Source organism: Bradyrhizobium guangzhouense (assembly GCF_004114955.1).
GTDB classification, from domain to species: domain Bacteria; phylum Pseudomonadota; class Alphaproteobacteria; order Rhizobiales; family Xanthobacteraceae; genus Bradyrhizobium; species Bradyrhizobium guangzhouense.
In genome coordinates this window covers 124,097-150,574 of sequence record NZ_CP030054.1, presented here as the reverse complement: position 1 = coordinate 150,574, position 26,478 = coordinate 124,097, and the positions used below count along the sequence as shown (strand labels likewise).

General features: G+C 59.5%; 26 protein-coding genes and 3 pseudogenes. 15 read left to right on the top strand and 14 right to left on the bottom strand.

All coding sequences use genetic code 11. The features are described 5' to 3' along the window. Positions 1-94 precede the first annotated feature (94 nt). The 8 genes from XH91_RS34710 (at position 95) to XH91_RS34675 (ending at position 8,558) form a co-directional block, all read left to right on the top strand. Entirely contained in the window at positions 95-1,348 is a 1,254-nt protein-coding gene (locus XH91_RS34710; protein ID WP_232995598.1) for a Tm-1-like ATP-binding domain-containing protein, read from the top strand. Beyond that, the gene (locus XH91_RS34705) at positions 1,341-2,165 is read left to right on the top strand and encodes a phosphoenolpyruvate hydrolase family protein (RefSeq protein ID WP_237867295.1); all 825 of its coding nucleotides are present in this window, start codon (positions 1,341-1,343) and stop codon (positions 2,163-2,165) included. The genes XH91_RS34710 and XH91_RS34705 overlap by 8 nt, the downstream gene beginning before the upstream one ends. Positions 2,166-2,201: 36 nt before the next feature. Continuing rightward, positions 2,202-3,980 carry an FAD-dependent oxidoreductase gene (locus tag XH91_RS34700; protein WP_128929737.1) on the top strand — a complete coding sequence of 593 codons (1,779 nt, stop codon included), beginning with the start codon at positions 2,202-2,204 and terminating at the stop codon, positions 3,978-3,980. A gap of 105 nt (positions 3,981-4,085) precedes the next feature. Further along, positions 4,086-5,498 (top strand): pyruvate kinase, encoded by a 1,413-nt coding sequence (pyk, locus tag XH91_RS34695; protein ID WP_128929736.1) that lies wholly within the window; start codon positions 4,086-4,088, stop codon positions 5,496-5,498. Between the two features lie 132 nt (positions 5,499-5,630). Further along, entirely contained in the window at positions 5,631-6,638 is a 1,008-nt protein-coding gene (locus XH91_RS34690) for a PAS domain-containing protein (RefSeq protein ID WP_128929735.1), read from the top strand. Positions 6,639-6,798: 160 nt separating this feature from the next. Further along, the gene (locus tag XH91_RS34685; protein ID WP_128929734.1) at positions 6,799-7,188 is read left to right on the top strand and encodes an aldehyde dehydrogenase family protein; all 390 of its coding nucleotides are present in this window, start codon (positions 6,799-6,801) and stop codon (positions 7,186-7,188) included. A gap of 273 nt (positions 7,189-7,461) precedes the next feature. Next, complete coding sequence (locus tag XH91_RS34680) at positions 7,462-7,839, top strand: CidA/LrgA family protein (RefSeq protein WP_128929733.1); 378 nt, start codon at positions 7,462-7,464, stop codon at positions 7,837-7,839. Continuing rightward, on the top strand, positions 7,836-8,558 hold the full coding sequence (locus XH91_RS34675; RefSeq protein WP_128929732.1) for an LrgB family protein: 723 nt from the start codon (positions 7,836-7,838) through the stop codon (positions 8,556-8,558). Before XH91_RS34680 ends, XH91_RS34675 begins: the two co-directional genes overlap by 4 nt. Before the next feature lie 706 nt (positions 8,559-9,264). Here XH91_RS34675 and istB read toward each other — a convergent pair. From istB to XH91_RS34660, 3 genes are all read right to left on the bottom strand, one after another. Beyond that, complete coding sequence (istB, locus tag XH91_RS34670) at positions 9,265-10,107, bottom strand: IS21-like element helper ATPase IstB (protein ID WP_128955095.1); 843 nt, start codon at positions 10,105-10,107, stop codon at positions 9,265-9,267. After that, positions 10,104-11,594, bottom strand: a complete 1,491-nt coding sequence (istA, locus tag XH91_RS34665; protein WP_128929730.1) for an IS21 family transposase — start codon at positions 11,592-11,594, stop codon at positions 10,104-10,106. Before istA ends, istB begins: the two co-directional genes overlap by 4 nt. Before the next feature lie 281 nt (positions 11,595-11,875). Continuing rightward, on the bottom strand, positions 11,876-12,901 hold the full coding sequence (locus XH91_RS34660; RefSeq protein WP_164934317.1) for an IS110 family RNA-guided transposase: 1,026 nt from the start codon (positions 12,899-12,901) through the stop codon (positions 11,876-11,878). Between the two features lie 330 nt (positions 12,902-13,231). Here XH91_RS34660 and XH91_RS34655 point away from each other — a divergent pair, with 330 nt between their 5' ends. The 4 genes and pseudogenes from XH91_RS34655 (at position 13,232) to XH91_RS34640 (ending at position 16,173) form a co-directional block, all read left to right on the top strand. Next, entirely contained in the window at positions 13,232-13,516 is a 285-nt protein-coding gene (locus tag XH91_RS34655; protein WP_128929728.1) for a hypothetical protein, read from the top strand. A gap of 194 nt (positions 13,517-13,710) precedes the next feature. Next, positions 13,711-14,829: pseudogene (locus tag XH91_RS34650) on the top strand (IS630 family transposase). A gap of 119 nt (positions 14,830-14,948) precedes the next feature. Then, positions 14,949-15,101: a DUF2274 domain-containing protein gene (locus XH91_RS34645; protein ID WP_128930165.1), complete on the top strand. Its 153-nt coding sequence runs from the start codon at positions 14,949-14,951 to the stop codon at positions 15,099-15,101. A gap of 439 nt (positions 15,102-15,540) precedes the next feature. Beyond that, the gene (locus XH91_RS34640; protein WP_128929727.1) at positions 15,541-16,173 is read left to right on the top strand and encodes a hypothetical protein; all 633 of its coding nucleotides are present in this window, start codon (positions 15,541-15,543) and stop codon (positions 16,171-16,173) included. An 86-nt stretch (positions 16,174-16,259) separates the two neighbouring features. Here XH91_RS34640 and XH91_RS39575 read toward each other — a convergent pair whose 3' ends face one another. The 5 genes and pseudogenes from XH91_RS39575 to XH91_RS40345 form a co-directional block, all read right to left on the bottom strand. Then, positions 16,260-16,529 carry a recombinase zinc ribbon domain-containing protein gene (locus XH91_RS39575; RefSeq protein ID WP_232995653.1) on the bottom strand — a complete coding sequence of 90 codons (270 nt, stop codon included), beginning with the start codon at positions 16,527-16,529 and terminating at the stop codon, positions 16,260-16,262. 96 nt (positions 16,530-16,625) lie between these two features. After that, positions 16,626-16,856 (bottom strand): annotated as a pseudogene (locus tag XH91_RS39570) (recombinase family protein); the annotation flags it as partial. After that, positions 16,757-17,500 (bottom strand): recombinase family protein, encoded by a 744-nt coding sequence (locus tag XH91_RS39565; RefSeq protein ID WP_232995596.1) that lies wholly within the window; start codon positions 17,498-17,500, stop codon positions 16,757-16,759. The pseudogene XH91_RS39570 and the gene XH91_RS39565, both read right to left, overlap by 100 nt. Then, entirely contained in the window at positions 17,493-17,660 is a 168-nt protein-coding gene (locus tag XH91_RS39150) for a DUF2309 domain-containing protein (RefSeq protein ID WP_164933827.1), read from the bottom strand. Before XH91_RS39150 ends, XH91_RS39565 begins: the two co-directional genes overlap by 8 nt. A 55-nt stretch (positions 17,661-17,715) precedes the next feature. Then, a pseudogene (locus XH91_RS40345) lies at positions 17,716-17,949 on the bottom strand (hypothetical protein); the annotation flags it as partial. Positions 17,950-18,026: 77 nt separating this feature from the next. On the opposite strand from XH91_RS40345, the gene XH91_RS39560 reads away from it, so the two are divergent. The 3 genes from XH91_RS39560 (at position 18,027) to XH91_RS34625 (ending at position 20,060) form a co-directional block, all read left to right on the top strand. Beyond that, positions 18,027-18,281, top strand: coding sequence for a hypothetical protein (locus XH91_RS39560; RefSeq protein WP_232995652.1), 255 nt, complete (start codon positions 18,027-18,029; stop codon positions 18,279-18,281). Next, positions 18,247-18,816, top strand: a complete 570-nt coding sequence (locus XH91_RS34630; protein WP_232995595.1) for an RNA-dependent RNA polymerase family protein — start codon at positions 18,247-18,249, stop codon at positions 18,814-18,816. Before XH91_RS39560 ends, XH91_RS34630 begins: the two co-directional genes overlap by 35 nt. Before the next feature lie 446 nt (positions 18,817-19,262). Further along, the gene (locus tag XH91_RS34625) at positions 19,263-20,060 is read left to right on the top strand and encodes an effector protein NopP (protein ID WP_276575808.1); all 798 of its coding nucleotides are present in this window, start codon (positions 19,263-19,265) and stop codon (positions 20,058-20,060) included. 910 nt (positions 20,061-20,970) lie between these two features. Here XH91_RS34625 and XH91_RS39555 read toward each other — a convergent pair. The 6 genes from XH91_RS39555 to XH91_RS34595 form a co-directional block, all read right to left on the bottom strand. Next, on the bottom strand, positions 20,971-21,192 hold the full coding sequence (locus XH91_RS39555) for a tetratricopeptide repeat protein (RefSeq protein ID WP_232995594.1): 222 nt from the start codon (positions 21,190-21,192) through the stop codon (positions 20,971-20,973). A gap of 216 nt (positions 21,193-21,408) precedes the next feature. Next, a complete protein-coding gene (gene sctV, locus XH91_RS34615) occupies positions 21,409-23,526 on the bottom strand; it encodes a type III secretion system export apparatus subunit SctV (protein ID WP_128929726.1) in 2,118 nt (705 codons plus the stop codon). A gap of 10 nt (positions 23,527-23,536) precedes the next feature. Next, entirely contained in the window at positions 23,537-23,959 is a 423-nt protein-coding gene (locus XH91_RS34610) for a histidine kinase (protein WP_128929725.1), read from the bottom strand. Between the two features lie 2 nt (positions 23,960-23,961). Next, positions 23,962-24,498 carry a hypothetical protein gene (locus tag XH91_RS34605; protein WP_128929724.1) on the bottom strand — a complete coding sequence of 179 codons (537 nt, stop codon included), beginning with the start codon at positions 24,496-24,498 and terminating at the stop codon, positions 23,962-23,964. A gap of 32 nt (positions 24,499-24,530) precedes the next feature. After that, positions 24,531-25,424: a SctD/MshK family protein gene (locus XH91_RS34600; RefSeq protein ID WP_128955094.1), complete on the bottom strand. Its 894-nt coding sequence runs from the start codon at positions 25,422-25,424 to the stop codon at positions 24,531-24,533. A 106-nt stretch (positions 25,425-25,530) separates the two neighbouring features. Further along, positions 25,531-25,764 (bottom strand): hypothetical protein, encoded by a 234-nt coding sequence (locus tag XH91_RS34595; protein WP_128929722.1) that lies wholly within the window; start codon positions 25,762-25,764, stop codon positions 25,531-25,533. Between the last annotated feature and the right edge of the window lie 714 nt (positions 25,765-26,478).

Here is a 26,478-nt window from a genome sequence, read left to right as displayed (position 1 = left end):
CCCAATCTTACCCACTTAGACGCTTTGCGGTCTTATACGCCGATCCCGCTCGGTCTAGACCTCGCGTTGGTCAGAATGATCTAGGAGAAAAATCGTGTCTCACCATTGCACGGACGGCCAGGGGGCGGTCCGGGATGGTAGCCTGTCCGAGCTTTCGAACGCAGTCGCGATTGTGGCTACGCTCGATACCAAGGGCCGCGAAGTCTCCTACTTGGCCGATATCATCTGTAAGTGTGGCCGCAAGACCGTCCTGATTGACGTCGGCACCTCGAAGATTGCGCCCCGGACGAATCAAGCAGGCGGTCATAGCGTTCGCGTCGCCTCGCCCGCCGAGCTCTTGAAAGAAATCGCCGCAACAACACGCGGGAAAGTTCGCGATCTGCTGGCATCAGGGGCCATCGGCGCGATCGTCGGGGTCGCCGGTGGGAAGGGGAGTGCGGTGTTCGGCGAAGTCGTATCTGATTTGCCTTATGGCTTTCCCAAGCTGCTCGTGAGCAGCGCAAGGCCAGCACTTCTCGCCGAATTGGCGGTCCACAACGACATCATGCTCTATCCGACATTGGTCGATCTCTTCGGGATCAATGCGTTTACCGAGCGGGTCTTGCAGAATGCAGGACAGGCCATCGCCGCCATGCGCTATGCGCCCGCCAAAGCTGCGCGAAAGACGAAGATCGTTGCGATCACGGCCTTCGGAGTGACGACGCCGGCGGCAACTCAGTGCGTTGGGCGCCTCGGCAAGGCCGGGGTCGACGCGATCGTCTTTCCTGCAAACGGGGCGGGCGGCCGCAAGATGGAGCAGCTGATCGCGGCCGGCGAATTCGATGCTGTGATTGATCTGACCACAACCGAACTCGCCGACGAAATCGTGGGTGGCACCGCGAGCGCCGGGCCGGATCGGCTCAAGGGAGCGGCAGAGCAATCAATACCGCATGTTATCGCGCCTGGCGCGGTGGACATGGTCAATTTTGGTGCGCCATCCAGCGTTCCTGATCAATTTCGCGGCCGGCTATTCTACTCCCATACACCGTACACGACGCTGATGCGCACAACCCTCGCCGAGAATACGAGCATCGGCCGGCTTACGGCCCAGCGGCTGTCGTTGGCAGAAGGGCCTGTCATGGTCCTTTGGCCGGCAAAAGGCGTCTCCGACTATGACCGCGACGGCGGCATCTTTCGAGATCCTGATGCGGACCGCGCGTGGCTCGATGCGCTTAAGGACAATCTGCCGCCCAAGGTTACGGTCCGCGAATTGAACTGTCACATCAACGATCCCGAATTTGCGGAGGCGGCTGCGAGATGGATCCTCAAGCAATTGGGCAAGAAGGCTGATGGCGATGCGAATGTTTGAGCGAACCGAAATCCTGGCCAAGATCGCAAACCAGGTGGCGGAGCGAAAAGCCATTCTTGCCGCGGGCAGCAGCTGTGGTCTGGTTGCGAAATGTGCAGTGCTCGGGGGCGCGGACATGCTGGTCGTCTACAGCACCGGGCTGTCGCGCCTAATGGGACTTCCGACCAGCCGGATCGGCGATTCCAATGCGCGCACGCTCGAACTTGCCTCGGAAGTCCGCAACGTCGTTTCTTCGGTGCCCGTGATCGGCGGCATTGAGGCATGGGATCCCCTCCGGCTCGATCTTGATGCCCTGCTCGACAAATTCTGGTCGGCCGGTTTCTCCGGCGTAATCAACTATCCGACCATCTCCACGATGGGCGACAAATGGCGCTATCGCCGCGGGCGCGTCGGACTAGGCTTCGAACGCGAAGTCGAGATGATCGCGGCTGCGCGCAAGAAGGACATCTTCTCGCTTGCCTATGTCGCGAGCCCTGACGACGCCAAAGCGATGGCGGGCGCAGGTGCGGACTGCATCGTCCCTCACGTAGGAGCCACCCGAGGCGGGCTCGTCGGCCATGAGGAAGGACAGCCCATCCAAGAGGCGATCAGGCGCATCAACGACATCAGCGACGCCGCAAGGAGCGTGCGCTCCGATGTGATCCTGCTTTGCCATGGCGGTGCAATCGCGGAGCCGGAGGATACGATCGTGGTGTACCGATCAACGCAATGCGTGGGTTTCGTTGGCGCCTCGTCCATCGAAAGAATCCCGATCGAACGGGCAGTGAAGGCGGCGGCTGAGGAGTTCAAAGCCGTCCCGCTTCCGCGGCATCACTGACGTCAGCTCCAAGAGAACACTCGCAGCGAGGCTCGAATGAATAACCCGATGGGCCAATCAGGCAAGGGAAAGACCGTCGCACTCGCCCGAGAGGGGAGGCCGGAGCACAATTGGGCAACCGACGTTCTCGTGGTCGGTAGTGGTGCGGCCGGGCTTTCGGCTGCGCTCTATGCAGCAAAGGCAGGACTGCGCGTCACTGTCTGCGAAAAGTCGGCGCGGCTTGGCGGCACGACAGCTCTCTCCAATGGAATGATCTGGGTTCCTTGCTCGAACCAAGCGCGCTCGGCGAAGATCGACGACTCGCTTGCGAAGTCGAAGACCTACCTGCAACATGAACTTGGCACATATTACCGGTCAGGCTTTGTTGATGCCTATCTCGAGGACGGCCCGGCTGCGCTCGCCGCCCTTGAGAACGGGACTGAAGTCAAGTTCACGCTGGCCTCGGCCCCCGACTACCATTCAAGCCAGGTCGGCGGAGTCGATAAGGGCCGGGCACTGAGCCCCGCGCCTTATGACGGACGGCTTCTTGGCAGCGACTTCGATCTGATAGGCAATCCCATCCGCGTTGTGCTCGGCGGAATGATGATCTCATCGAGCGAGGTGAGAAGCTTCCTCAATCCGTTTCAATCCTTTGCCTCGCTCAGGCACGTCTTGCGCCGCGTCAGCCGCTACGCGCGTGACCGGCTTGGCCACAGGCGCGGCACCGAGCTCAGCGGAGGCAACGCCCTGATCGCGCGCTTGCTTGTGAGCCTGCGCAAGTACGGCGTCGAGATATGGCCGGAATCCCCGCTCGTAGAGTTGATCAAGGAAGAAGGCCGCGTCACCGGCGCGGTCGTTAAGTCGGCCGATTCCGAGATTCGCGTGCGCGCTTCCCATGGGGTGATCCTCGCAACGGGCGGGTTTGCGCGTAACGCGCAATTGAGAGCCGAGCTCAGTGGCCCCCACCAGCACGACGACACGCTCGCCCATCCCGATGCGACAGGCGACGGCATCTCTCTTGCGACAAGGCTCGGAGCGGCAATCGACAACAATGTTGCCTCTGCCGGCTTCTGGACGCCCGTATCGATTCTGAAGAGCGGCAGTTCCTCGCAAGTCGTTCCCTACGGCTGGCTCGACCGCGGCCGTCCCGGCGTCATTGCCGTGGGGCCAGATGGAAAGCGTTTTGTCAACGAATCCAATTCCTATCACGACATCTGCTTGGCGATGTTCAACGGTGGGTATCCGGCAGACAAGCGGTTCTATTTCATCTGCGACCACGACTTCGTACGGCTGAGAGGGATGGGGCATTTGCTGCCATGGCCATGGACCTTGAGCATCGGGAAATATGCGCGCCTTGGCTACATCAAGGTCGCCCGGACGATTCCAGAGCTTGCGAAGCAGCTGGGATTGGAGTCCGCCGCGCTTCAAAAGACTGTCGAAGAACACAACGCGCATGCGTCTGAGGGGCGCGATCCGCTGTTCAATCGCGGTGAATCGGCTTTCAATCGCACGCTCGGCGATTCGGCCGTGGGCAAGAAGAACCCAAACCTTGGGCCAATCAAAACCGGCCCGTTCGTCGCACTCCCAATCGTTCCGGCAACGCTCGGCACTGCAACCGGATTGGCAACCGACACTTGCGGGCAGGTATTGGACGGTCAGGAAAGGCCAATTCCAGGACTCTATGCTTGCGGCAATGACATGACCTCCCCGATGCGTGGGATCTATCCCGGAGCAGGCATCACCATTGGGCCAGCCATTGTGTTCGCGTACCGGGCCGTCAACAGTATCGTTTCCTCGACGCAGCAAGAGAAAGCTGCTGCCGCTTCGGGAGCGTGATGTCGACTTGGGAATGGCGCGGGCGAGGCGCGTGATAAACCCGGTATTGGCAACAGCTATGAGCGCCGATCCCTAACGTAGCCCATTGCACAGGATTCAATTTTGATGCGTCGTTCGCGCCACGCCAAGATCGTCGCAACCCTCGGTCCGGCCACAACCGAGGCTAACAAAATCCGTGATCTCTATCTTGCAGGCACAGATACCTTTCGCCTGAACTTCAGCCATGGCAGCCAAGACGACCACGCGCGCGCGTTTTCGGCGATCCGCGCGCTCGAGCAAGAGTTCGGCCGTCCCATCGGAGTGCTACAGGATCTGCAAGGCCCGAAAATCCGGATCGGCTTGCTTGAAGAGGGCAAGCTATGCCTGCATGCTGGAGAGAGCGTCCGCTTTGTCCTCGACGGAGCAAGAGGTGGAAAGCAGGCAATCCCTCTGCCGCATCCGGAAATATTTGCAGCTGCGCATCCAGGCCAAAAGCTGCTCATCGACGACGGCCGTGTGCGCCTGAGCGTCGAAAGACCGGGCGATCGCGAAATGGTCGCGCGCGTCATTGTCGGCGGCCCGATCCGCGATCATAAGGGCGTAAACCTGCCGGGGGCGTCGCTCGATATCTCGCCCCTCACCAAGAAAGATCGCGCCGATCTCGCCTTCGGCCTGGAGCTCGGTGTCGACTGGGTTGCGCTGTCATTTGTTCAGAAGCCTTCAGACCTGATCGAGGCGCGGGCCCTCATTGGTGAAGCAGCGGGCCTCGTCGCCAAAATCGAGACGCCCATGGCGCTTGATCGCATCGACGATATCATTCAGTTGTCAGACGCTCTCATGGTCGGGCGCGGTGATCTCGGGGTCGAAATCCCCCCAGAAGACGTGCCTGGCCGGCAAAAAGAACTCGTCCGCGCCTGCCGGCTGGCCGCAAAGCCCGTGATCGTCGCAACCCAAATGCTCGACTCTATGGTGGCGGCGCCGACGCCAACGCGCGCGGAAGCCTCAGATGTTGCGACCGCCATCTATGATGGCGCCGATGCCGTGATGCTGTCAGCCGAATCGGCAAGCGGCGCCTATCCCATCGAGGCCGTCGCCATGATGGATCGCATCATCAGGAGTACAGAGCAGCATCGTCTCTACCGGTCCCTGATTGAGGCCTCACGAGTTGACGAGGAGAATACGCCTCCGCATGCGGTCGCTGCCGCGGGTGCAGATCTTGCAGCCACCATCGAGGCCAAAGCCATCGTCGGCTTCACAGCCAGCGGGACGACCGCGGCCCGCATCTCGCGCAAGCGGCCGCCGGTTCCGATCCTTGCTCTGACGCAGGATGAAAACGTGGCGCGGCGCATGTGCCTGTTGTGGGGCGTACACAGTGTGGTGGCCAGCGATCCCTCTGGCTATGAGGAAATAACCCAGATCGCCGCCGTGGCGGCCCAGCGGGAAGGTTATGCGCGGTCGGGCGACCTGGCGGTGGTGGTTTTTGGCCTGCCATTCGGACATAGAGGCGCGACAAACAATCTCCGCGTGGCTGCCTGCTAAGAAGGACAAGGTCATTTGCCGTGAACCGTCGGGCGAGGCGTCTTGGTTGCGGTCGGGAGGAGGGCGAGGCGTCAAAGATGATCGCGCGCGAGATGCACCGAACTCGGCCCCAGGTCCGGCCAGGAGCTCACATTGCCTGACTTCGAGAGCGGCCTCAGCCTTGCAAATGTCCTTCCATTCTTGGAAGAGAAGCTCTCTGTCGGACTGTGGCGCAGCGACGGCAACGGCCAGATGCAATGGTCCCGTGGCCTTTATGAGCTATTTGGGCTGGATCCGCGTCGAACTACGCCAGCATACGCGGAAATCGAGAAAAGGATTCATCCCGATGACCGCAGCAGCATGCGCTGTTTCGGCGCACGGGAGCTCAATCGATCGTTGCTCGAGGGTGAATTTCGTGTCATCCGTCCGAACGGAACTTTGCGCTGGATCCACGGCCGGGCCGAACCGCTGCTCGATGAGGCCGGCAAACCAGAGTGCATTCTTGGGCTCGCGCGCGATATCACTGAACAGCGCAATCTCTTGGACGCGCTCAAAGTAGAAGCGGAGCGCTACAGGGCATTGGCTGAGATCTGTCGGGGTTTCCCATGGACAAGCAGTAGCGATGGTCGCCTCACTGCAGTTTCCAATGCGCTAGAGACTGCCGAAGATCATGGATCACGTTTCAAGGACTGGATCGGTCTCATCCATGAGGATGACCGCGAGGCAGCTCTAAGAGAGTGGGCGGTCTCGGTCGAGACAGCGCAGCCTTATAACGTCGAATGTCGCTTGCGCCGGCCGGACGGCATCTATCGCTGGCACCAGGGCGCGGCGGTGCCCCTCAAGAACAGCGAGGGTGGCGTTCGAGAATGGCTCGGCACGTGGAGCGACGCACACCATGATATACTCGCGCGGGAGCGAAGAGGGGCCTCAAAGGTCACGGGGAGGCAACTGCGTGCAGCGCGTGGAATGTTAAACTGGTCGGTAAAGGAGCTAGCGGAGCGAGCGGGCGTGTCTTCCGCGGTCATTCGGCGGCTGGAGGAGTACAATGACACTCCCCAGATGTCTGATGAGCTGATGGAAACGTTGCGGAAGACGTTTTCTGAAGCGGGAATCGAATTTACGTTCCCTGTGGTTGGCAAGCCCGGTGTCCGGCCGCGATAGCCGGTGCAGACCCAACGGCCTCTGATGACTACTCCCCAGCTCTCTTTCTCGTCTAGCTACCCCGAAACTTCGGCGAACGCTTCTCAGAGAACGCGTTCATTCCTTCCTGGTGGTCGCAGCCATGGTGAAGGCATAGCGGATTGCCTGCTGCTCGAATTCAATGCCCTATCAAGAAAGGTCTGAAATGTGGCGAGAAGGGCCGACTTGGCGAACTACGATAGAAGCTTGGCGCATCAAGGTCGGAAATGTGTTCGAGAAGGATACGCGAATGGGGGACAACTCGCCAATTCGCGGCTGGCCGATGCGATGGAGAGCTTCGTTGCCGGCGCTGTCAGTCCAGCGCGGCGCATTCTTGCAGACCGATGGCAAGCGCATTGGCAACGAAGGGTTCTTCGTCGAGTCAACGGTCCTGACGGGGACCTCGCCCGAGGCGTGTATCATGAATGAAGAGTCGTTTGGCCGCTCGCGCCAGATCATTGCATTCAAGAGCTACGACGAGGTCGCCGAGGAGGCCAATCGACGGCTTGTGCCTTCGGGGCCGACCGCTTGAAAGCGGTATGGTGTCCATCAAATACCTAGCTTGGCGCTTTCAGAAGTCCCGTTCGGAAACATCAGGGATTCCAGCTACGGTTCGTAAGGCGGGGTGGAAGCAATCGAGGGATATCTCAGTACTAAGTTCGTGATCCGGGCGAGCACCTGATGTGGTCAGAAGCCGTCTCGGACTTGAGCAAATCGAAGAAGGGGCGGTCGGTTCTCGACCACGCGGCCATGGACAATTTTTCGGTAGCTCCTCCTGATATGAATGTGCCGCTCAGGGTGTTTCATGCTTGCAAGTCTCAGTCTTATCTTGCTCTGCCAACTCGCCGGCGAAGTCATCACCCGGGGCCTCGGCCTACCGCTGCCAGGTCCCGTGCTCGGGCTCCTGCTCTTGCTGATTCTGCTGCTTGCCCGTGACAGATTTTCAAGCATCGCTCGAGGCCCACTACGAAATAGCGGCGTGGAAACAGCAAGCAAGGGGCTGCTCAAGCATCTGTCGCTCCTGTTCGTCCCAGCCGGCATTGGCGTCGTGGAAAAGCTCGATCTCCTCGCGACGCACGGGCTCGCTATAATATTGATCCTTGCTGTCTCGGTCATGGTGACTTTGCTTGCGACGGTTCTGACGTTCCGCCTTATCAGTCGGCTGTTCAGCGAGGCACCGTGAAGGACAATCCGTTCTCCCTCTGGGTCTATCTCTCGCAATCCCCGTTGCTTTGGTTGACGGTCACCTTGCTGGTCTATGCAATCGCGGATGCCGTGTCGCTTGCGCTTCGCCGTCATGCCCTTGCCAATCCCGTGCTGCACGCGGTCTGGATCATCGGCGCGTTTCTATTCGCAACTGGCACGCCGTATGCGATCTATTTCGGCGGAGCGCAGTTCGTGCATTTCCTGCTCGGCCCGGCAACCGTCGCGCTCGCGGTCCCGCTATACGAAAATCGCAAGATTGTCCTTGCCTCGATCGTGCCGATGCTGGCAGCGCTCGTTGCGGGCTCGGTCACGGCCGTCTTCTCGATTGTGCTGCTTGCGGAGGCTGCCGGCCTGCCTCGCGAGGTGATCCTGTCCCTTGCCCCGAAGTCGGTAACGGCCGCGGTCGCAATGGGCATCAGCGAAACGCTGCAGGCGGATCCGTCTCTGACGGCAGTCGCGGTCATCCTCACCGGGATCATGGGAGCGACCGTTGTCACGCGATTGATGAACCGTACCGGCATCACCGATTTTCGGGCTCGTGGCTTTGCGGCAGGAATCGCCGCGCACGGGATCGGCACCGCGCGAGCATTTCAGGTGGACGAGGTGGCTGGCGTGTTTTCTGGAATTGCTATGAGCCTAAACGCACTAATCACATCTTTCCTCGTACCGCTAGCGCTCACAGTGCTAATGAGATGAGCGTCGGGTTTTTGTATCGGCTCCGCACTAGCTCGCTATCGATCTTGATGGTTGATAGCGTCACTGGCCCGATCTTCACTGGGCCGGGGCAGTCCACCCTACGCACTCACAGAATAGGTTCCTTGAACCCAATCGCGTAGGAATGGACGCCCCGGCGCTGTGAGCGCAAGTGCGGCTGCCTCCTGAACCGGATATTTGCCACACAAGCCTGCAATTTGAATTTACTACTCGTGGGCAACGATTGGTACCATGCAGCGCCCGACGCCACGGAAGCTGTCGTTGGCTATCGCCCCCGCCCATACGGCCATAGTGCTGGACGCATTTACTCGCCGTCAGGGACGGTTTGCAGGGATTCCGACGGCGACAGTTCCAACTGAAGCTGTCCGATCTTGTCGACAAGTCCTCACGAGATGGCTGAAGGCCTGGAGGTGTCGCGCCATTGCCCGTTTGCCGCCCGGAGTGCACGCACTTCATCGGACTCGCACGAGCCGGAGAGTGACAACTACATCGTCCTCAACAAGGGATTTGATCTTCCATGGCAGAATTGGAAAGTATAAGACCGGCGGGGATATCGCAGGTATGCAGGTATGGCGCGACAATCAGGATGAGAGCGGCGCGTCAATCAAGATGAGACGAGGCGGCCGAGTCAGAAGATAATTGACGCTGGCTGCGGGCTTGGCAAGGCTTGATTGACGCTGCGCGACAATCAAGCGGCATTGCCAGCGTCAGTCACCGCCTTCTCGAGTTCATTTGGAGTGGCGTGAACCGGCGGCCGGCCTGGACCGCGCCTGCGATCGAGAGCAACTTTTCGACGGTAGCTCTCGACGTTCATCTCGAGGATCGTGGCGTGGTGCACCAGGCGATCGATCGCCGCCAGTGTCATCGCCTGATCGGGGAAGATACGCCCCCATTCGCCAAATGGCTGATTGGCCGTGATCAGCAGCGAGCGTCGCTCGTAGCGGGAGGCGATCAGCTCGAACAATACGCTGGTTTCCGCCTGGTCCTTGCTCACATATGTGATGTCGTCGAGGATCAGGAGGTCGTAGCGGTCAAGCTTGGCGATTGCGGACTCCAGCGCCAGCTCGCGCCGGGCCACCTGCAGCCGCTGCACCAGATCAGTGGTACGTGCAAAGAGAACGCGCCAACCGTCCTCGACGAGAGCCAGGCCGATCGCTGCGCCGAGATGGGTCTTGCCGCCGCCGGGTGGACCGAACAGCAGCAGATTGGCGCCGGTCTTCAACCAGACGTCACCGGCGGCGAGCGCCATCGCCTGTGCCTTTGACAGCATAGGCACGCTCTCGAACTCGAACGTGGCGAGCGTCTTGCCGGCGGGCAAACGCGCTTCCACCATGTGTCGTTCGATGCGGCGGCGGGTGCGATCGGCTGCCTCGTGCTCGGCAAGGGCCGCAAGGAAGCGGGCGGCGGGCCAGCCTTCCTTGTCCGACTGCGCGGCGAGCTTCGGCCAGATCGCCTTGACGCCGGGCAGGCGCAACTCATTGAGCAGCAGCTCGACGCGGGCGGCATCGATGGAGGTAGCTCCGCTGGTCATGCTGCTCCTCCCAGGTTCGAGTGGGCCGACACGACGCTGACGGAGGCCAGCTCATCGTAGACGTCGAGCGACGCCAGCTTGACGGCGACACTCGGGATCGAGGCCGCCTCGGGTCGGAAGCGATCGCGCAATGCCGCAAGATCGGGTAACCGTCCGGCATCGAGAGCGGTCGCGATCGCCTCGGCGAGCTCGGCTTCGCAGGCTCGCTCATGGGCCAGAGCCAGAAGCTCGACCGTCACCTTGCAGGCGCGCCGGTCGTCGCCATGCTCCCGCAAGGTCTCGAAGAGGCGCTTGTAAGCCGCGCGCGGGAAGAGCTGATCGCGATAGACGAGATTGACGAGCGCCATCGGCTTGCGCCGCAGGGCATGGATGACGTGCCGATAATCAACGACATGCCCGCCGTGGTTCTCCGACACAGGCCGCCCGCGCCGCAGCGTCCCGACCGGCGTGACGCCGAGGAAGCATTCGAGCCGGTCGTCGAAGATGCGCACACGCAGGCGATGGCCAATCAGTCTTGAAGGCACAGTGTAGAACACGCGCCGCAGGATGAAGCCGCCTGACGACGTCACCGGGATCACCTTCTCCTCGAAGTCGGTCGTGCGGCCTTTCGGCAGTGGCGCCAGTGCTTCCTTTTCGAGCGCGATCCGCTTAGCGAGGTTGGCGTTGCGCCGGCCGACAATCTCGTCGACAAAAGCCCGGTAGGCATCGAGACTGATGAAGTCGCGCGTGCCCCGCAGCAACAGCGCATCCTCCAGCGCTCGTTTGAGATGACCGTGCGCGCTCTCGATCGAGCCGTTCTCGTGTGCAATGCCCGCATTGTTGCGCGTTGGCGCCATGCCGTAGTGGCCCATCAGCGCGGCGTAGCGCTGTGTCAGATCCTCCCGCGCGTCGGCCGCCAGATTGCGGAATGCTGCCGACAGGCTGTCGCTGCGATGCTCCCGCGGAACGCCGCCGAGCGCCCACAGGGCGTTCTGCAAGCCCTCGGCCAGGGCGACGAAGCTTTCGCCGCCGAGCACGACATGGGCATGCTCAAAGCCGGAGAACGCCAGCCGGAAGTGGTAGAGCCGGTGATCGAGCGTCTCACCAGCAATGGCAATGCCGAGCGGGCTTGTATCGGTAAAGTCGGACAGACCCAGACGACCGGGCTCGTGCTCCTGGCGGAAGATCACGTCCTGTTCAGGGCCATTGAGCGCCCGCCAGGCATTGATGCGCCGCTCCAGCGTGCGTCGGATGTTGGGGTTGAGGTCGGGATGCCGACGGCGCAGCTCGTCCAGCACGCCGATCACGCGGATGCCGGGCGCAGCCTTCAGGATCGGAACGATCTCGGCGTCCCAATAGGGCACGAGCGGATCGGACCGTCGCCGGCCTCTCGGCACCTTCTTCTGCGATGGCAGGCGCAAATCGTCCTCGATCCGATACGCGCTCGCTTTCGAGAACCCCGCCTTGGCCGCCGCGGCCTCGGGAGACAATGTCAGTCGGTAGGTCATGTACAGCCTTCTGTGGTTGCCGCCCGCAATGCAAGAAGTTTCTGACCCTTTGGCGTGTGATCGAGTGCGGTCTTCTGTCAGGCCTTCCTTTACGGCATTTTCAGAAGCCGCTGGCCGGTATGGTGATCCGCGGACCAGGTCCAATTCTCATCTCCGAGCACGTCGGCTCTTTGGCTCTAGCTGGTTTCCTGATCCAGATCTGTTCGATCGTTGCGCCCATTCGGGTCGTCGCCTTCTCACACCCCCTTCGCCAACGTCAGGCTATTTCGTGCTGCATGCAGTCATGCCGTCACTGCCTGCGCTGGGTTCCGATAATCCTCCTTCCGGGTGAGCATGGCCCAAATCGTCCGAGCCATCTTGTTCGCCAAGGCGATCGCCACAAGCATGCGCGGCTTCCTCGCCAGCATCTGCGCCAGCCAGGATCCGCTAGGGATCGACTTGCGCCCGAGCCAGTTCAGCCGCGACATCGCCCCAACGATGAGCAACTGGCGAATGTCCGCCTGTCCTTCCTTCGAAACGCGTCCGAGCCTTTCCTTTCCCCCTGAGGAATGTTGCCGTGGGACCAAGCCGAGCCAAGCCGCGAAGTCTCGGCCACGTCGAAAGGCCGCCATGTCGGGCGCGAAAGCCTCGATCGCGAGTGCGGTCAGCGGGCCGACCCCCGGCATTGTCTGCAGCCGCTGCGCCGTGACCGTCCGCGTCGCCAACTTCTTGAGCTGCTCTGCCTTGGCATCGATCCGCTCCGTCTTGTAGGCGATCTGATCAATGAGACTCCGACATTCCTCGCGGACCAGTTCTGGTAGATCGCTGTTCGGATCTTCGAGGATTGCGTCAATGCGTTTAAGTTGTTCGATTCCTTGCGGGATGATATGGCCGAATTCGTAGAGAACAGAACGCAGCGCATTCACCAGATCGGTGCGCTGATGAACAAGGCGCTTCCGAGCCCGAAAGAGCACTGCCCTGGCCTGCTGTTCTTCCGATTTCGGCTCGACGAAGCGCATCTCGGGGCGCTGTGCCGCGATCACGATTGCTTCGGCATCAGCCGCGTCGTTCTTTTGGCGTTTCACAAAAGGCTTCACATATTGCGGAGCGATCAGTTTCACTTCATGGCCGAGCTTGACCATCTCCCGTGCCCAATAGTGGGCGCTGCCACAGGCTTCCATCACCACCACTGCCGATGGGTGGCCCGCCATGAACTTCCGAAACTGAAGCCGCGACAGTTTCTTTCGAAATTTCAAGTGTCCCGCCATTGACGCCCCGTGGAGCTGAAACACATTCTTGGCTAGATCCACTCCGATCACCGTATCCATCAATTTGCCGTCCTCTTCGCTTCGGGGTTCAAACACTGCGTTCTTGGCACATTACGATGCCGTCTGGGGAGGGCGGCAACCATCCCATCTCATCTGGTGGTCGGTGATGTGAAGGCCAGGCAAGGCATCGATTCCCTCTTGTCGAGACGAATCAACAGCTTGCACCAGCCGCACCCAGCCGCCAGACCGGTCCGAAAAACGCGACGCCGATGGGAACGGTCCTCCGGTCGGGCTACGCCCTCCCTTCGGTCCGTCCCCATCCGCGCAGTCTCATCCTGATTGTCGCTAAGGTCTCACCTTGATCGCCGCCGCCCATGCAGGCGAGGAACCATGATCTTATATACCTACTCACGCGAGATTGAGCCGAACGAAGATCGCTGGAAAGACACAGGAATCCAGAGTTTCTTTTTTGCAGAGCTGGAAGAGGTGCGACAGATCGTTCTCGAACTCCGCGAGGAAATCGCCTCGGATGAGGACAAGCAGCCTTCATGGAGTCCAGTTCGCATCGAGCGGATTGAACTCCTCGCTCCGACAACGCAGAACGTCCTGACCCTGCTCAACGAGGGGATCGGACCGCTGATCCGGCGCTATGAAATCGTGGAAACCATTGCTTAAGTCGAGAGCTATCCGGCCAATTCACACCCGCGCAGTTGGCAGCCTCCCTTTTTTTGCAGTCGCGTTGCAACGACTGTTCGCCAGATCGGTGAAGTAAAACTCTAGTGTCCTGAGTCACAAGTTCGCAATCGTAGATTCGCATTAGATTCGCGTCGCTGTGCCAAAGATGGCGGCAAACAGCGACGGAGTCTCCGATGGCGGTCCAGCAACTTGCCCCCCTGATATTGAGCGATGACGAGCGCGCCGAACTGACGTCGCTGACGAAGCGGCGGAAGACGGCGCAGGCGCTGGCTTTGAGAGCCCGGATCGTGCTGACCTGCGCGGAAGGTGGTCAGAACAAGGACGTGGCGGCCAAGCTAGGCCTGGAGCGGGGCACAGTAGGCAAGTGGCGACGACGTTTTGTGGAGCAGCGCGTGGCCGGGCTGCATGATGAGCCGCGCTCCGGCGCGCCTCGCACGATTGACGACGCCCGCATCGAAGCCGTGATCGTGAGAACGTTGGAGAGTTGCCCTGAGAACGCCACTCATTGGAGCTCCCGGGACATGGCGAAGGCGAGCGGCCTATCCGTATCGACGGTACAACGCATCTGACGGGCCTTCGGCCTCCAGCCGCACCGGATGGAGACGTTCAAGCTCTCGACCGATCCGAACTTCGTGGCCAAGGTGCGCGATGTCGTAGGCCTTTACGTCTCGCCGCCGGCACACGCCATCGTTCTGTGTGTAGACGAAAAGTCGCAAATCCAGGCGTTGGACCGCAGTCAGCCGATGTTGCCAATGCGTCCCGGCCAGCCGGCCCGAAGGAGCCACGATTACAAAAGACACGGCACCACATCGCTGTTCGCCGCCCTCGACATTGCGACCGGACGGGTTATCGGCAAGTGCTACGGACGGCACCGTGCCGCCGAGTTCCGCAAGTTCTTGGACGAGATCGAGGCCGCTGTGCCCCGCCAACTCGACGTCCATCTCGTCATGGATAACTATGCCACCCACAAGACTCCGCTGATCCGGAAATGGCTGGCTAAACGGCCGCGCTGGCATGTGCACCTGACCCCGACCAGTTCGTCATGGCTCAATCAGGTCGAGCGCTTCTTCGCGCTTCTTACCGATAAGAAGATCAGGCGCGGCGTCTATCGCAGCGTAGCCGCCCTCAGGGCAGACATCGCCTCATTCATCGAACGACACAACGCCGATCCGAAACCGTTCCGATGGACCAAATCCGCCGACGACATCCTTGCTTCCATCGAGCGCTTCTGTCGTTACAGCGCCCCGGAAAAACAAGACCCGATGTTGCGAACTTCTGGTTCAAGACACTAGGATAAGACCTCCTTCAACGCTTCGGCCAACCTCGTCATCGTGTGGATGTCCGGCGACCGTCTTAGCAACCAGACATCACAGGCATGAAATAGCCCCGTTAGAGGCCGGACAACGCGGAAATTCTGACACGGAACCGCAGCGCGACGCCAACAGAGCCCCCTAAATTGATTCCTCCCATGATCGAGCGCTTTGTGGCGACCGACCGCGCCTTGCGATGTCCCCAGCGAAGTGACACTCATTCCGTCCCTCGAGCGGCCGAGAGATCCGGTTAGCGCTCGCGAAGCAGGTCGAGCAACCTGCGCAGCGATGAACTACCTTTTAAATCAACAGCTTAGAAGGCGTTGGGGCGCAGAGTCGCCATTTCTGATCAGTTATGCAGAGGCTCTCGGAATTTCCTGTTCTACCAAACGCAACAATCGGGTGTTGCGTATCCCCGCAACTAACGGTTCTTGCGAAAGGCAGACACTCAAAAGCTCGGCTTCGGAATGGACGCAGGGCTTCTGTTCGCGGCGAGCCGGCGCAACCCATCACCGTTCAATTTCCGATAAATGTCGGCTGCCGACTTGTGGTGAACGCCAGGGCGCTTTCAGCGCATCTTGCGTGCTTAAGAGGAAACCGATTGAACAACTGCTCTACTCGGGGCCGTTGGTAACGCGACGTCCCTGGTGCGAACGGCAAGTTCCTTTGACTTCGCGTGATCGACGAGCGAGCTTGAGAGGCTGGCGACGCCATGGGCACGACACGCCCCTCCTGTGGATCGTCAGCCCGAGCACAATCGAGCTTTACAACGGCTTTGGCCGGCCGCTTGCACAAGGCGATGCGGAAGCTAACCGACTCCACACGTTCAAGATCATCGCTAGCGAGCTAACCGCGCTGGACGAACTCGCCGGGCGCCTCGCAATGGAGAGCGGCCAATTCTGGCTTCGAAACGATTCCATCAATCGGAAGAATACCGTCGATCAAAGGCTTCTGTCCGATCTAAGCGCTCTCGAGCGGGACCTCGTCGCTGATGACCTAGAGCGAGGCATCGCTCAAGGTCTAATCGGCCGAGTAATATTTACCCAGTATCTCGTCGACCGCGGTATCGTAGATAAGCGCAAGCTCAAAAAACATTGCGGCGAAGACACGTTGCCTGACGCCTTACGCAATACGACGTCTTCGCACGCGTTATTTGCATGGCTTCGCGCCACGTTCAACGGAGACATGTTTCCAGCCTCCATGCCAATGAGCCGCTTGCGCCATAAGCACTTTGTTCGGTTGCGGACTTTCTCGAAGCCATTGACCCGGAGACTGGGCAGCATTCGCTATTTCCATACCGCTTCGATATCATCCCCGTTGAGCTGATTAGCTCGATCTACGAGCAGTTTGCTCACTCACACAACGACAGCTCACGCGGCCCCCGACACTAGCGCACGAAAGTTAGGTGTTCACTACACTAGACTTCCCGTCGCCTCCCTCTCGGCGGTGAGTGTCGCGGTCAGTTTGGCGGGCTCCAACGCGGCAATGAACGCCCGGGTGATGGCGTCATCGACCTGAACGCCGCCGATATTGAGGCAGTAAACGCCTCGGTTCTCGACCAGCACTTTGCCAGCACAGTGATAACCTGGCGAAGAATTGCGTCCGCGATAGTGGGTGTGCAGGCGGCGGCCGCAATGGCCGCAACTGACAAGACCTTGCAGGAGGGCGTTGCCCTCTCTCACGGCGCCGCCGCCCTTGTGCGGCTGGGGTCGCGTGTTCGCGGCGAGACGTTGCTGATTTGCTTCATAGGTCTGCCAGTCGATGAACCCTGGATGATGCTCGGGGATGAGAACCTGCCATTGGGAACGCGGCAAGAATCGAATCCGCCTCTTGCGGGCACCAGTGCTAAAGAGAATCGTCTCTTGACGCGTTTTGCCATAGATATAGGCGCCGACATAGACGGGATTGGTCAAGACCTGGTGGATGGCGGTGTAGCTTGCCTCGACCCAACGGATCTGGGCACGGGCGTGCAGCTGCAGCGGGAACGTGAGCCCCTCGGAACGAAACCAGAGCCAAACGCGACGCGCCGATCCCATCTCGGCAAAGCGTGCAAAAACACTGCGAATGGCGATGACGACAGCTTCGTCAGGATGGAAGCGGACCTCGCCATCAGCCTCGCCCCAGACGAAGCCGACCGGCAGCCCGCGGCGCAGTTCACCCCGCGCCGCCTTGTTGCGGATTCGCCGTTGAGGCGAGCCCGCAGCACGTGCAGTTCGGCTTCGCTCATCGTGCCTTTGAGCCTCAACAAGAGGCGATCGTTGAAGACGGCCGAATGATAGATGCCGTCGGCATCGCCGATCAGCGTGTCGGTAAATCCGGCCAGATCAATCAGGCGGTACCATTCGGCGTTATTGCGCGCGAGCCGCGAGACTTCGAGACCGAGCACCAGGCCCACGCGCGCGAGCGCCACTTCGGCGGTGAGGCGGGCAAAGCCCGAACGCGCCACCGAGCCCAAACCGGAGAGGCCAAGATCCTCGTCGATAACGATGATGCGTTCATCGGGCCAGCCGAGGTCACGCGCTTTGCCGGCAAGCGCATATTGCCGGTCGGTTGATTCGCGGTTGTGCTCGACCTGTGCGGCGCTGGATTGGCGCAGATAGACGAAAGCCTGTCGAGAGAGATGACTTGACGTAATCTTGACGCGCTCACTCATCGCTTGCCTCCATCGCCAGGTCGTCCGGGAGCAGGCGTGCAATGAGGCGCGCCAGAATCTCGATTGCCGCCATGCGGGCGGCTTCGTCGATTTGGTCCCACGCTGCTGGCGCGCTTGGTGGAACATCGGGCTGATCGAAAAACTCCAGGTTCAATTGCATGGCGACTCTCCTTGCACGGCGCCGACTCGGCACCCCCGATGCAAAGAGCGTCGACGAGCTTGCGCAAGTGGAGCAAATCACCGAGCCTGCCGAGATCGTGGACAGCGTCATCGGTCGGCGGCGTGCCTCCAAGCGGCTCAACCTTCCAATCGGTCCAACTCGCCGGAATCAACGACCGACTGCCATCTGGCAGAACTGTGAGGAGATAGCGGACGCCGCGCCGCCTAATGGTGCCGATCACGGCCAACGCCTGACCTTCGAATGCGTGACGCTTGCGCGTGATCGTCACCGAAGCTGGGATATCATGGCGATGGGTAGTGTGTGGCCGCTTCCTTCGACTCGGTCGACCACGAGTGGCTGTTGCGGATGCTGGCGCACAGGATCGCCGATCCTCGCATTCTACGGCTCATTGGGCTGTGGCTGCGGGCCGGTGTTCTGGAGAGCAGCGAGAAGCAAGAAACGGACAGGGGTACTCCGCAAGGGGCGGGCATCAGCCCGCTCCTCGCCAACGTCTTCCTGCACTACGTCCTCGATCTCTGGGCCCACCAATGGCGCCGTCGCCATGCACGCGGTCGCACCGTGCGCTATGCCCGACGACTTCGTCATGGGCTTCGAGAGTAAGGCGGATGCGCAGGAGATGCTCTTGGCCCTCAAGGTGCGGCTGGCCAGCTTTGGCCTGATGCTTCATGAGGGCAAGACGCGGCTGATCGAGTTTGGCCGGTTTGAGGCCCTCTCGCGTCAGCGGCGCGGCGAGCGGCGGCCCGAGACCTTCGCCTTCCTCGGCTTCACCCACTACTGCGGGCGGACCCGGGACGGCCGGTTCATGGTGAAGCACAAGACGGACGGGAAACGCCTGACGCGCAAGCTGACGGCGTTGCGCCAGGACGCCTGGCGGCTCATGCACGAGTCACTGGCCACGCAGCACCAGTGGTTCGCCGCTGTTCTGCGTGGACACTACGGCTACTACGGCAGGCCGCACAATTATCCAGCGCTCAACGGCTTCTACCGCGAAGTGCGTCGGACGTGGATGCGCTGTCTGAGACGGCGTAGCCAGAAAAGTCGGCGCATGGGCTGGTCGGAGTTCGAGACCCTGACGACACACTTCCGTCTGCCCGGTCCGGGCATCACTCGCACTTGGGCGCAGGCGCGGATATGACGCGGGTTACTCTCGGGAAGAGCCGGGTGCGGGAAAGCCGCCTGCCCGGATCTGTGAGGGCGAAAGCCAAATGGCTGAGCTACTCGACCACGATCCAAACAGGCCAAGTAAGATCTCGATCTAGAGCCTGTTGTTTCTCCCGAATCGACATCGTCAGAGGGGAATTGTCTGATTTAATCCTATGCTGAGGAGGAGCGAGCTTGGATGATGCAACTCTATTCGGAAGGTCCTCGCCCTAGCGGAGGCGAGGCCTGTTCGTTACGGCGCTCATCAACCGGTTCCGAGGCATGGCGCCGAAACTGTACTCGCTGACCAGCACCGCGCAGCAGCAGGTCCCTTCCATTTATAGGCTGGTGTCAGAGTATGGACAGCTTAGGGGTCTACGAGTGGGTTGGTCAGCGGCCCGACACAATGCAAGACATGTGAACCATAGGAGAGTGCTCATCATGTACGGTCGAATCAACAATTTTTCCGAGAACGAAACTTATTATCGGCAAGATGCGGAGCATTCGAATTGCGAAAGCCAAGACTTCGCGGACGCGTTCGCTAGAATGCAGTTGCAAGATTCGGCCGGCAGCTCATCTTCGCATCCGCAATATGCCCTCCTTGCAAGGCCACCCGTGGTTGAGATCGATCAAGCGACATTCAGGAGAGAGGCGCGGAACTATCATGGGGAAGCTATCAATCGAATCGCCAACAATCCTCACGAATACTCTGAGCTTGTATCTGAAAGAGCAAGGCGCACGGTAGAGGTTGCCGAGAAGTACGCCGTCAGAAGAGATTCCGAGGACGCCCGATACTACAGCTACCAGTTAGGAAATATGAGCGTCGGCCTGCAAAGGACTGAACGCGGATTCAGCATGACTGAGTTCGAAAGCGGTAGGTGGCGAGACCAGTTCCCCGGAAGAAGTGAAGTCACCTCAGTTGTCGACTTTCAGGTGGCTCATCCGCTTGTCACGAATGCTGGCGATATTCTGCTCGAGCACCAACTTCGGCAAGACGGCGAACGACCGTTGGTGAATTGGCGTCCTGCTAATCCAGAAGCGAAAGCCCGCGCGCAAGCAATGGGGTTCGTTGAAGTGGATGAGGACGACATGGTGCTCGATCCCACCCAGTCCGGAAAGTGGGAGCTAAACAGCGATGGTGAATGGCAACGTGCAACTAGTTCTCGGCGCTATCTCTCCAAAGCGGACAGTGATACTGAAGCTGCAGCAGATTCCGACGAGGACGGTGACTTTATGTAGCGCGGATCTGCAAGCGTTCGTGTCGCGGCGGGCGGTGGAGCAACGTAAGTCGACATTGTCGGCTTACGTTGAGTCCTCGGCGGGTCGAAGCCGACCGCTTTGACCGGATGAGATCCCTGGTAACAACCGCACCGTGGTCTATGAGAGTTGCGCGGCGATGATAGCTCAACAAAAGCCCCGGCTTCGAGCCGGGGCTTTCCATTTGCATCCGGAGAGGAGGAATCATTCGCGGATTGACGCCATGGGGGCCACGCGTCATCGTGCCGGTTTCCAGCCCAGTCGCGGTGTGCGCCAATGTCCACCATCAGAACGGTCCAAAGTGATTTCCGTTTGAGGAGCGAATCTGATGGTGTGTCTTCGGCCGTTTCGATCGAAGACGCCAAATCTGGAGAGATGTCGAGCCACCTCGTGCTGAGCATACCATCAAGTTGTTCGTCGGCGGCCGGTGCGACAAGCAATGCGAATTGCTTGCGTCGTGCGTAATGTTTCTTCGGCGTTGCTGTAGAGAAAAACCAGCAAATGCTCTCTCCATCGCATACACTAGGTCGCTGGAAGACAGACATGAGTGTCAGAACCAGCACACGCAATCCCAAGCCTCGGGGATAAGAGAGCATCTGCACATTGACTCGCGACTAACCCGTTAGCCGAAAAAGGACCCCAGCGGATGCAGGCTGAGCCGTGCTCAACCTACCAAACCCTGCAGGAAATGTATCGTTAGCGAGCAACGGCGCTAGCGAGATTGCGCCCCCTGATGGGCGGCTAAAACTGCTGTAGGCTCGCGCTTCCTGTTTTGGCCTTCTCATTAAGTACGAGCGACAGCTTTAAGTTGTTGCGCAGCATCGGATTATCGAGGGTCGTTGCGAGAGCTTGCCGATATAGCGCTTGTGCTTCACGGTGACGTCCTTCACTGTCAAGCACAACTCCCTTCGCAATTCAGGGCGCGCAGGTCTGCAGGGACCGCGAGCAAGACCTTGTCGAGGACATCAAGCGCCTCATCCGGGCGCTTGCGCACCAGCAGGGCACGCGCCAGAGGAATCGCCGCATTGACCTTGCCCGGTTGTTGTTTCAACGTTTCGCGAAAAGTCTCCTCGTCAGCGTCCGCTTGGAGAGCGTAGGCAATGCGGTCGCGCATAGCAGGATCGATATCCTTGTCGCCTAGCGTTCTGGAGCGGTCTCTTGCTGCGATGAAGGACTGGGCTTAGGCGAGCTCGCGCAGCCTCCGAGTAGCAGAATGGCAAGCGGAGCGAGGATGGCTGAGTATAACTTCGGATCAAGTGAGAACAACCGCCGCCAGACATTCATTTTACATAAATTCAACTGCTATCTCACGACCACTGCTGTGCCTTTGTTAGCTGGTTGCGGCGATCGGGTCACGACGCTCTCCTGGGGAAGTCTTATGTTGTGAAGCCTCTAGCTTGACGGATCCAATCGGCTGAACCGTAAAATCCGCAGCGAGATCCTGATACGAAAGAACAGGAAGGTCGATCCCGTTGCGGGTGAGAAAACCCCGGACGAAACGCCGGATATCCATCGAACCCAGAATGACGGGTTGGCTCTGACCGCGTGCGATGCTCGAATGGATCTTGCGAAACTGCGAAAGCAGCATCTCGCTATCGCAATCGTCCAAAACGAGATAAGGACCCACGGCGGTGTCGCGCACCGCACCGCGCACGATATCCTCGGTGTGGCGCTCTACGATAAAGGCTGCCACGACACGGTGGGCGTTGGCATAGCGATGACAGATCTGCCGTTTCAGACCGGAGCGAACATATTCGGTAAGCAACACAACATTTTGTTCGCGCTCACTCCATTCTGCCAACACCTCCAGGACCAAGCGAGTGTTGCGAATTGGGATGCCCTCGTCCAGTAAGCGGCGCAGGACATCGGCGATCCGGGGAACCGGCATCGTGCGCAGCACCTCCTTCACCAGATCGGCATATTCCTGCTCCATTCGGCCCAGCAATTGTCGGGTCTCCTGAATGCCCACCAGGCGCTGTGCATAGCGCATCAATGTCGACTGGACGCGCAAGGCGACGACTTCGCTCGGACGGTGATACCCTATCCCGGCTGCTTTGAGAGCCGGCGCATGAAGTTGTTCGATCCAAATCCGATTTGTCTCTACGTCTTGCCGAAAGGGGATACCGCTCAATTCAATATTCGCTACGTCGTCGTTGAGCATGAGTTGCGTCGGATCCACAAAATCTCGCCCAACGGGCACTCCCTCAACGTCTACCCTGAATTGCGATTCAGGTAAAAGCTGGTCTATCTTGGTTGGTATGCGCGGAATTGTGATACCAAGATCAGATGAGACCAGTGTCGATATTCGCACGATTGCCTGCTCGAGTTCCTCTTTGTCGATTGCACCTGCAAGGTTTGGTGCGAGGAACAGCGCGATTGGAAGGGCCTCTGCAGGCAAGGTCTGTTTCTGACCCTGCGATGGAGCTTGAGGCGTACCGGCGCTACTGACCTCCGTCTTGGCGGCGTTCTTGGCGCGCTGCACGCCAACATTGACAAAGCTCGCCGCGCCGAAGAGTACGGCCAGCATGATGAACGGAGGCAAAGGGAAACCCGGTACGAGCCCCATCACAATCAGGACGCCGGCGGCCAACCGCAGCGCTTGCGTGCTGGCCGTCAGTTGGCTGACAATATCGCCACCCAGATTGAGCTGCAAAGGACCATTGACACGAGTGACAATGGTTGCAGCCGTAATTGACAGCAGCAGAGCCGGGATCTGCGAAATTAGCGCATCACCTATGGTGAGGATCGTATATTGATGCAGCGTCTCCTCCAGGGGCATGCCCTTGGAGAGCAAGCCGATTGTGATGCCGCCCAGCATGTTAATGCAGATAACTATGAGCCCGGCGATGGCGTCGCCCTTCACAAATTTCATAGCGCCATCCATAGCGCCGTGAAGTTGGCTCTCTTGCTCCAGCGCCGCTCGCCGACGGCGAGATTCGTTCTGATCGATGTGCCCGTTGCGCAGTTCCGCGTCGATTGCCATCTGCTTGCCCGGAAGCGCGTCGAGCGTGAAACGCGCCGACACTTCTGCGACCCGTTCTGCGCCTTTGGCGAGAACCATGAATTGCACCATGGTCACAATGAGGAATATGACGATGCCAACAGCGATATTGCCGGATATAACGAAATCGCCGAATGTATGTATGATGCTGCCGGCATCCCCCTCCGCAAGAATCAACCGCGTCGTCGCGACGGTAAGCGCTAGGCGAAAGACGGTCGAGATCAGGATGACGCCTGGCAAGGACGAAAAGTCAAGCGGCGTCTTGAGATACAGGGCCACCATCAGCAGCAGTATGGCAAAGCCGAGGTTGAAGCCGATCAGCATGTCGATCAATACGATCGGGATCGGCATGATCATCATTCCGATCGCCAGAAGAAGCATCAACGCGACCATCAAATCTGGGTTAGCTGGTGCGCGCACGATGAGACTATGCAGGGTATTGGCCATGAGAAGCCTGTTATTGTTTGATTGGAGCAGCGCTCCGCAATGAAACATAGCTCTTGAAGAGTGCGCGTGCCTCGGCCATGCGGCCGGCCTGACGAAGCGCATGACTGCGCAAGACCATCAAAGGCAGGCGCGAAGACGGGTCGTCGTCAAGCTTGTCTAACCTGTCCAGTGCCGCCAATGCGTCGTCACCGTGGCCCTCCGAGATCAGAGCGTAGACCAGAATGCGGAGCAGCTCGACGTCGTAAGAATGTTCGTGAGCTACGATTTGCAACAGAGCCAGGCTCTGTGCGCTCTGACCGCAGGCAAGATGGACATACGAAAGCGCGCAGAGCAAATCACGCTCCCTTCTTGTGATGTGCAAAACCTCACCGGCACGTGATAAGTGTGGCGGCGGAGCAGGTGTGAGGTGTTGCTCTCCGTCAGGCGCGGCCATTGCTAGCCTTTGATTAAACCGTTGTCATTCTGCCGGAGCAGAATTAACCGTCGCAGCTCCAACTGCACAATCGCGAGGTCTTCACGAGACACCGAACTCTCTGGCGCGGCCGAGAGCGTATCGGCCAAACGCTCGAGAAGAATGCCCTGCTTCTCTGGGCGCAAAACATGCGAATGAAATAGGCGCGGCGTGACAAAGGAGAGCAGGTTGTCCGCGAGACTGGGACCATTAAGCCAAGCAAGTTCTGAGCCTGGCTTGATCTCACCAATCTCGCCGCGCGCCTCGTTGACATTGACGCGCGAAACGGGATCAATAGAGGTAAGGTCCAGTGCGGTTACGATCGCGGAGACAACAGGCAGATCTTGCGGGGGATCATCCTGGAAAATCGCGAAGCTCTTGCCACCATTTGCATGAGTTCTCTCGATTGCGGATTCCGTGGCTCTAGCAGTCGCCGGCGTAATAGCAGGTGGGTTGTCGTCGACCTTGAGCTCCTCAAAAGAGGCGCCGGGCTCAAGCGAATGCTCAGACAGCCTAGTCATGAGTCTTTCCTCCTTATTCGCGGGCTGAAACTCTAATAGGGGAGGGCAACAAGCCGGCCGTTCCTGCTCAGCAGCAGACGTCGTTCCTCAATCCCATTGACGGTCCATCCGTTATTCAACAGCGCGCCCACGAAATACTTTTGACCAGCGATGACCAGATATGGCTCACTTCCTCGCCAAACGGCTTCGACGGAAATCGAGGACGGCGTCTTCTCCTCCCTGATGGCGACTGCATTGACGAGAACATATGCGTCCTTTCGATCGCGATCGAACCATTCTTGAACTTCCCGCCACTTTGGGAGAGAAGCGCGCGTTACGGTACCGTCAGCAGCGACAACACCCGGCTCAGATCGGACTTTGATATCAAAAAGGCCCGCTCGATCAACTTCCTCTTGCAGCCGTGTGGCAGCTGCTTCGGCGGTCGGAGCATCAGGAGCGTTGGGCGCCAGCTTAGGTGCAACGTCGACGTTACGGTGCAAGTCGGCGTTCACGTCAACAGCGCTGTCCGTCTCGACGAAACTCGTTGAGACGGCGCCGACCGCGACGGAACTGATCAGGACAGAGGCGAGTACCGCGGTCGATCCGAGCCAGCGGCTGATGGAGCCAGCTTGTTTGGAATCCTCTATGGAACAACGGATGGACATCTCGCCCGCATGGATGACGGCGGGAAGAGAAACAGCAACGCGCTCGTTCGGGAGAAGTGCCCGTTGTCCCTCTATCCTTACTTGCGGCGCAAGAGGCTCGATTTCAATCGAATTGTGATGGGGGGTGATACGAAAGTGATGACGTTCGAGCCCTTGTTCGATGAAAACCAAGTCAGCATCCAGGTCGCTACCAATCAGGCTCGATCCAAAGCCCAATTTGCCGGTCAGCCCGGAGTAAAGCCCCGACAGCACCTCGAAATGCAGGGAGTGTGGTTCATTCACGGTCGACGGTCTCCTGAACAGCGAGAGAGCCGTACGGCTCGTTGCGAGCTTTGCAGCTTACGCAGGCGAAGAAAGGTGGAACGACGACGTCGTCCCACCTCCTCCGTTACTGCACCCGCTCGTCGGCGACCTTCTTGATCGTCGTGAGCTCTGTTGAAACGATGCGAAGTTGCACATCCCTCTCAGTCGCTTTGGTGGTTTCAGCAGTCAGAGCGGCGATTTGGGCGTGCCAAGCGGCGTCTCCGGTGACTTCAGCAGCTGCAGCACCAACTGCGGCCGTAGCGGTGCCAGCGGCCCCCCCTGCGACCGAGGCAGTAGTCGCACCAATTTTAGAAGGCATATTGTTCTCCTGTGTGTTCGGGTGTCGCCGCTCCTGGCGGCTCCTATTTCCCGACGCCGCAACATCCGGCGTCAGGAATCCTCCTCGCTAATGGCCTCATGGAAACGAGCCATTGCATTACTTGCCATTTGGACAGCCGCGGCTCCGAGAGCGGCGTTGAATGCTTGGCGCAACGCGGCCTCTTGCGAGCTACTGTCCGGAGTTGACGTGCCATTTCCAGCGCTGCTTGTACCAGGCGATTGACCATGATTGTCATTGTCGTCGGGTGTGCGGGAGCCGTTCTTGTCACCACGAGCAGCATGGAAGTCAGGAGCAACGCGCGCAGTGGCGCTTGAACTCGGAATGCGCATTAAAGGCGTCTCCTATGTCAAGGTGGTCATGCCGTCGTGGCTTTCCTCACTGTGCGAGCATTAGCTTTCGACAAGCTGACGGATCTCAGAAATTCAACCGGTTTTGGCGGATTAACGAATTCGACGTGATTGGTGCATCGGCCACGTGTGGAGATCAGACAGTTGGCACCAAGAAAGACGATCATGTTATGAAGCCGGTTGATCGGGCGGTCTCGTTGATCATCAGGCTTTGAGGCCGAGATGCTATAACGTCCCGCTCGCCGTCGCCGGCGGCATCTCCATCAGGTAAGGCATTAAGACATTTCTCCCTGCCAAGCGCAGGCGGCGATGTGCCTAGATCGGATCAAACACGACCTGGAATGTT

Bases quoted from the DNA above. Each gene is read 5' to 3' on its own strand.
- XH91_RS34705 (WP_237867295.1), top strand. From the start codon at position 1,341: ATGTTTGAGCGAACCGAAATCCTGGCCAAGATCGCAAACCAGGTGGCG.
- XH91_RS34700 (WP_128929737.1), top strand. From the start codon at position 2,202: ATGAATAACCCGATGGGCCAATCAGGCAAGGGAAAGACCGTCGCACTC.
- pyk (WP_128929736.1), top strand. From the start codon at position 4,086: ATGCGTCGTTCGCGCCACGCCAAGATCGTCGCAACCCTCGGTCCGGCC.
- XH91_RS34685 (WP_128929734.1), top strand. From the start codon at position 6,799: ATGCCCTATCAAGAAAGGTCTGAAATGTGGCGAGAAGGGCCGACTTGG.
- XH91_RS34680 (WP_128929733.1), top strand. From the start codon at position 7,462: ATGCTTGCAAGTCTCAGTCTTATCTTGCTCTGCCAACTCGCCGGCGAA.
- istB (WP_128955095.1), bottom strand. From the start codon at position 10,107: ATGACCAGCGGAGCTACCTCCATCGATGCCGCCCGCGTCGAGCTGCTG.
- istA (WP_128929730.1), bottom strand. From the start codon at position 11,594: ATGACCTACCGACTGACATTGTCTCCCGAGGCCGCGGCGGCCAAGGCG.
- XH91_RS34660 (WP_164934317.1), bottom strand. From the start codon at position 12,901: ATGGATACGGTGATCGGAGTGGATCTAGCCAAGAATGTGTTTCAGCTC.
- XH91_RS34655 (WP_128929728.1), top strand. From the start codon at position 13,232: ATGATCTTATATACCTACTCACGCGAGATTGAGCCGAACGAAGATCGC.
- XH91_RS39565 (WP_232995596.1), bottom strand. From the start codon at position 17,500: ATGAGTGAGCGCGTCAAGATTACGTCAAGTCATCTCTCTCGACAGGCT.
- XH91_RS39150 (WP_164933827.1), bottom strand. From the start codon at position 17,660: ATGCAATTGAACCTGGAGTTTTTCGATCAGCCCGATGTTCCACCAAGC.
- XH91_RS39560 (WP_232995652.1), top strand. From the start codon at position 18,027: ATGCTGGCGCACAGGATCGCCGATCCTCGCATTCTACGGCTCATTGGG.
- XH91_RS34630 (WP_232995595.1), top strand. From the start codon at position 18,247: ATGCCCGACGACTTCGTCATGGGCTTCGAGAGTAAGGCGGATGCGCAG.
- XH91_RS34625 (WP_276575808.1), top strand. From the start codon at position 19,263: ATGTACGGTCGAATCAACAATTTTTCCGAGAACGAAACTTATTATCGG.
- XH91_RS39555 (WP_232995594.1), bottom strand. From the start codon at position 21,192: ATGCGCGACCGCATTGCCTACGCTCTCCAAGCGGACGCTGACGAGGAG.
- sctV (WP_128929726.1), bottom strand. From the start codon at position 23,526: ATGGCCAATACCCTGCATAGTCTCATCGTGCGCGCACCAGCTAACCCA.
- XH91_RS34610 (WP_128929725.1), bottom strand. From the start codon at position 23,959: ATGGCCGCGCCTGACGGAGAGCAACACCTCACACCTGCTCCGCCGCCA.
- XH91_RS34605 (WP_128929724.1), bottom strand. From the start codon at position 24,498: ATGACTAGGCTGTCTGAGCATTCGCTTGAGCCCGGCGCCTCTTTTGAG.
- XH91_RS34595 (WP_128929722.1), bottom strand. From the start codon at position 25,764: ATGCCTTCTAAAATTGGTGCGACTACTGCCTCGGTCGCAGGGGGGGCC.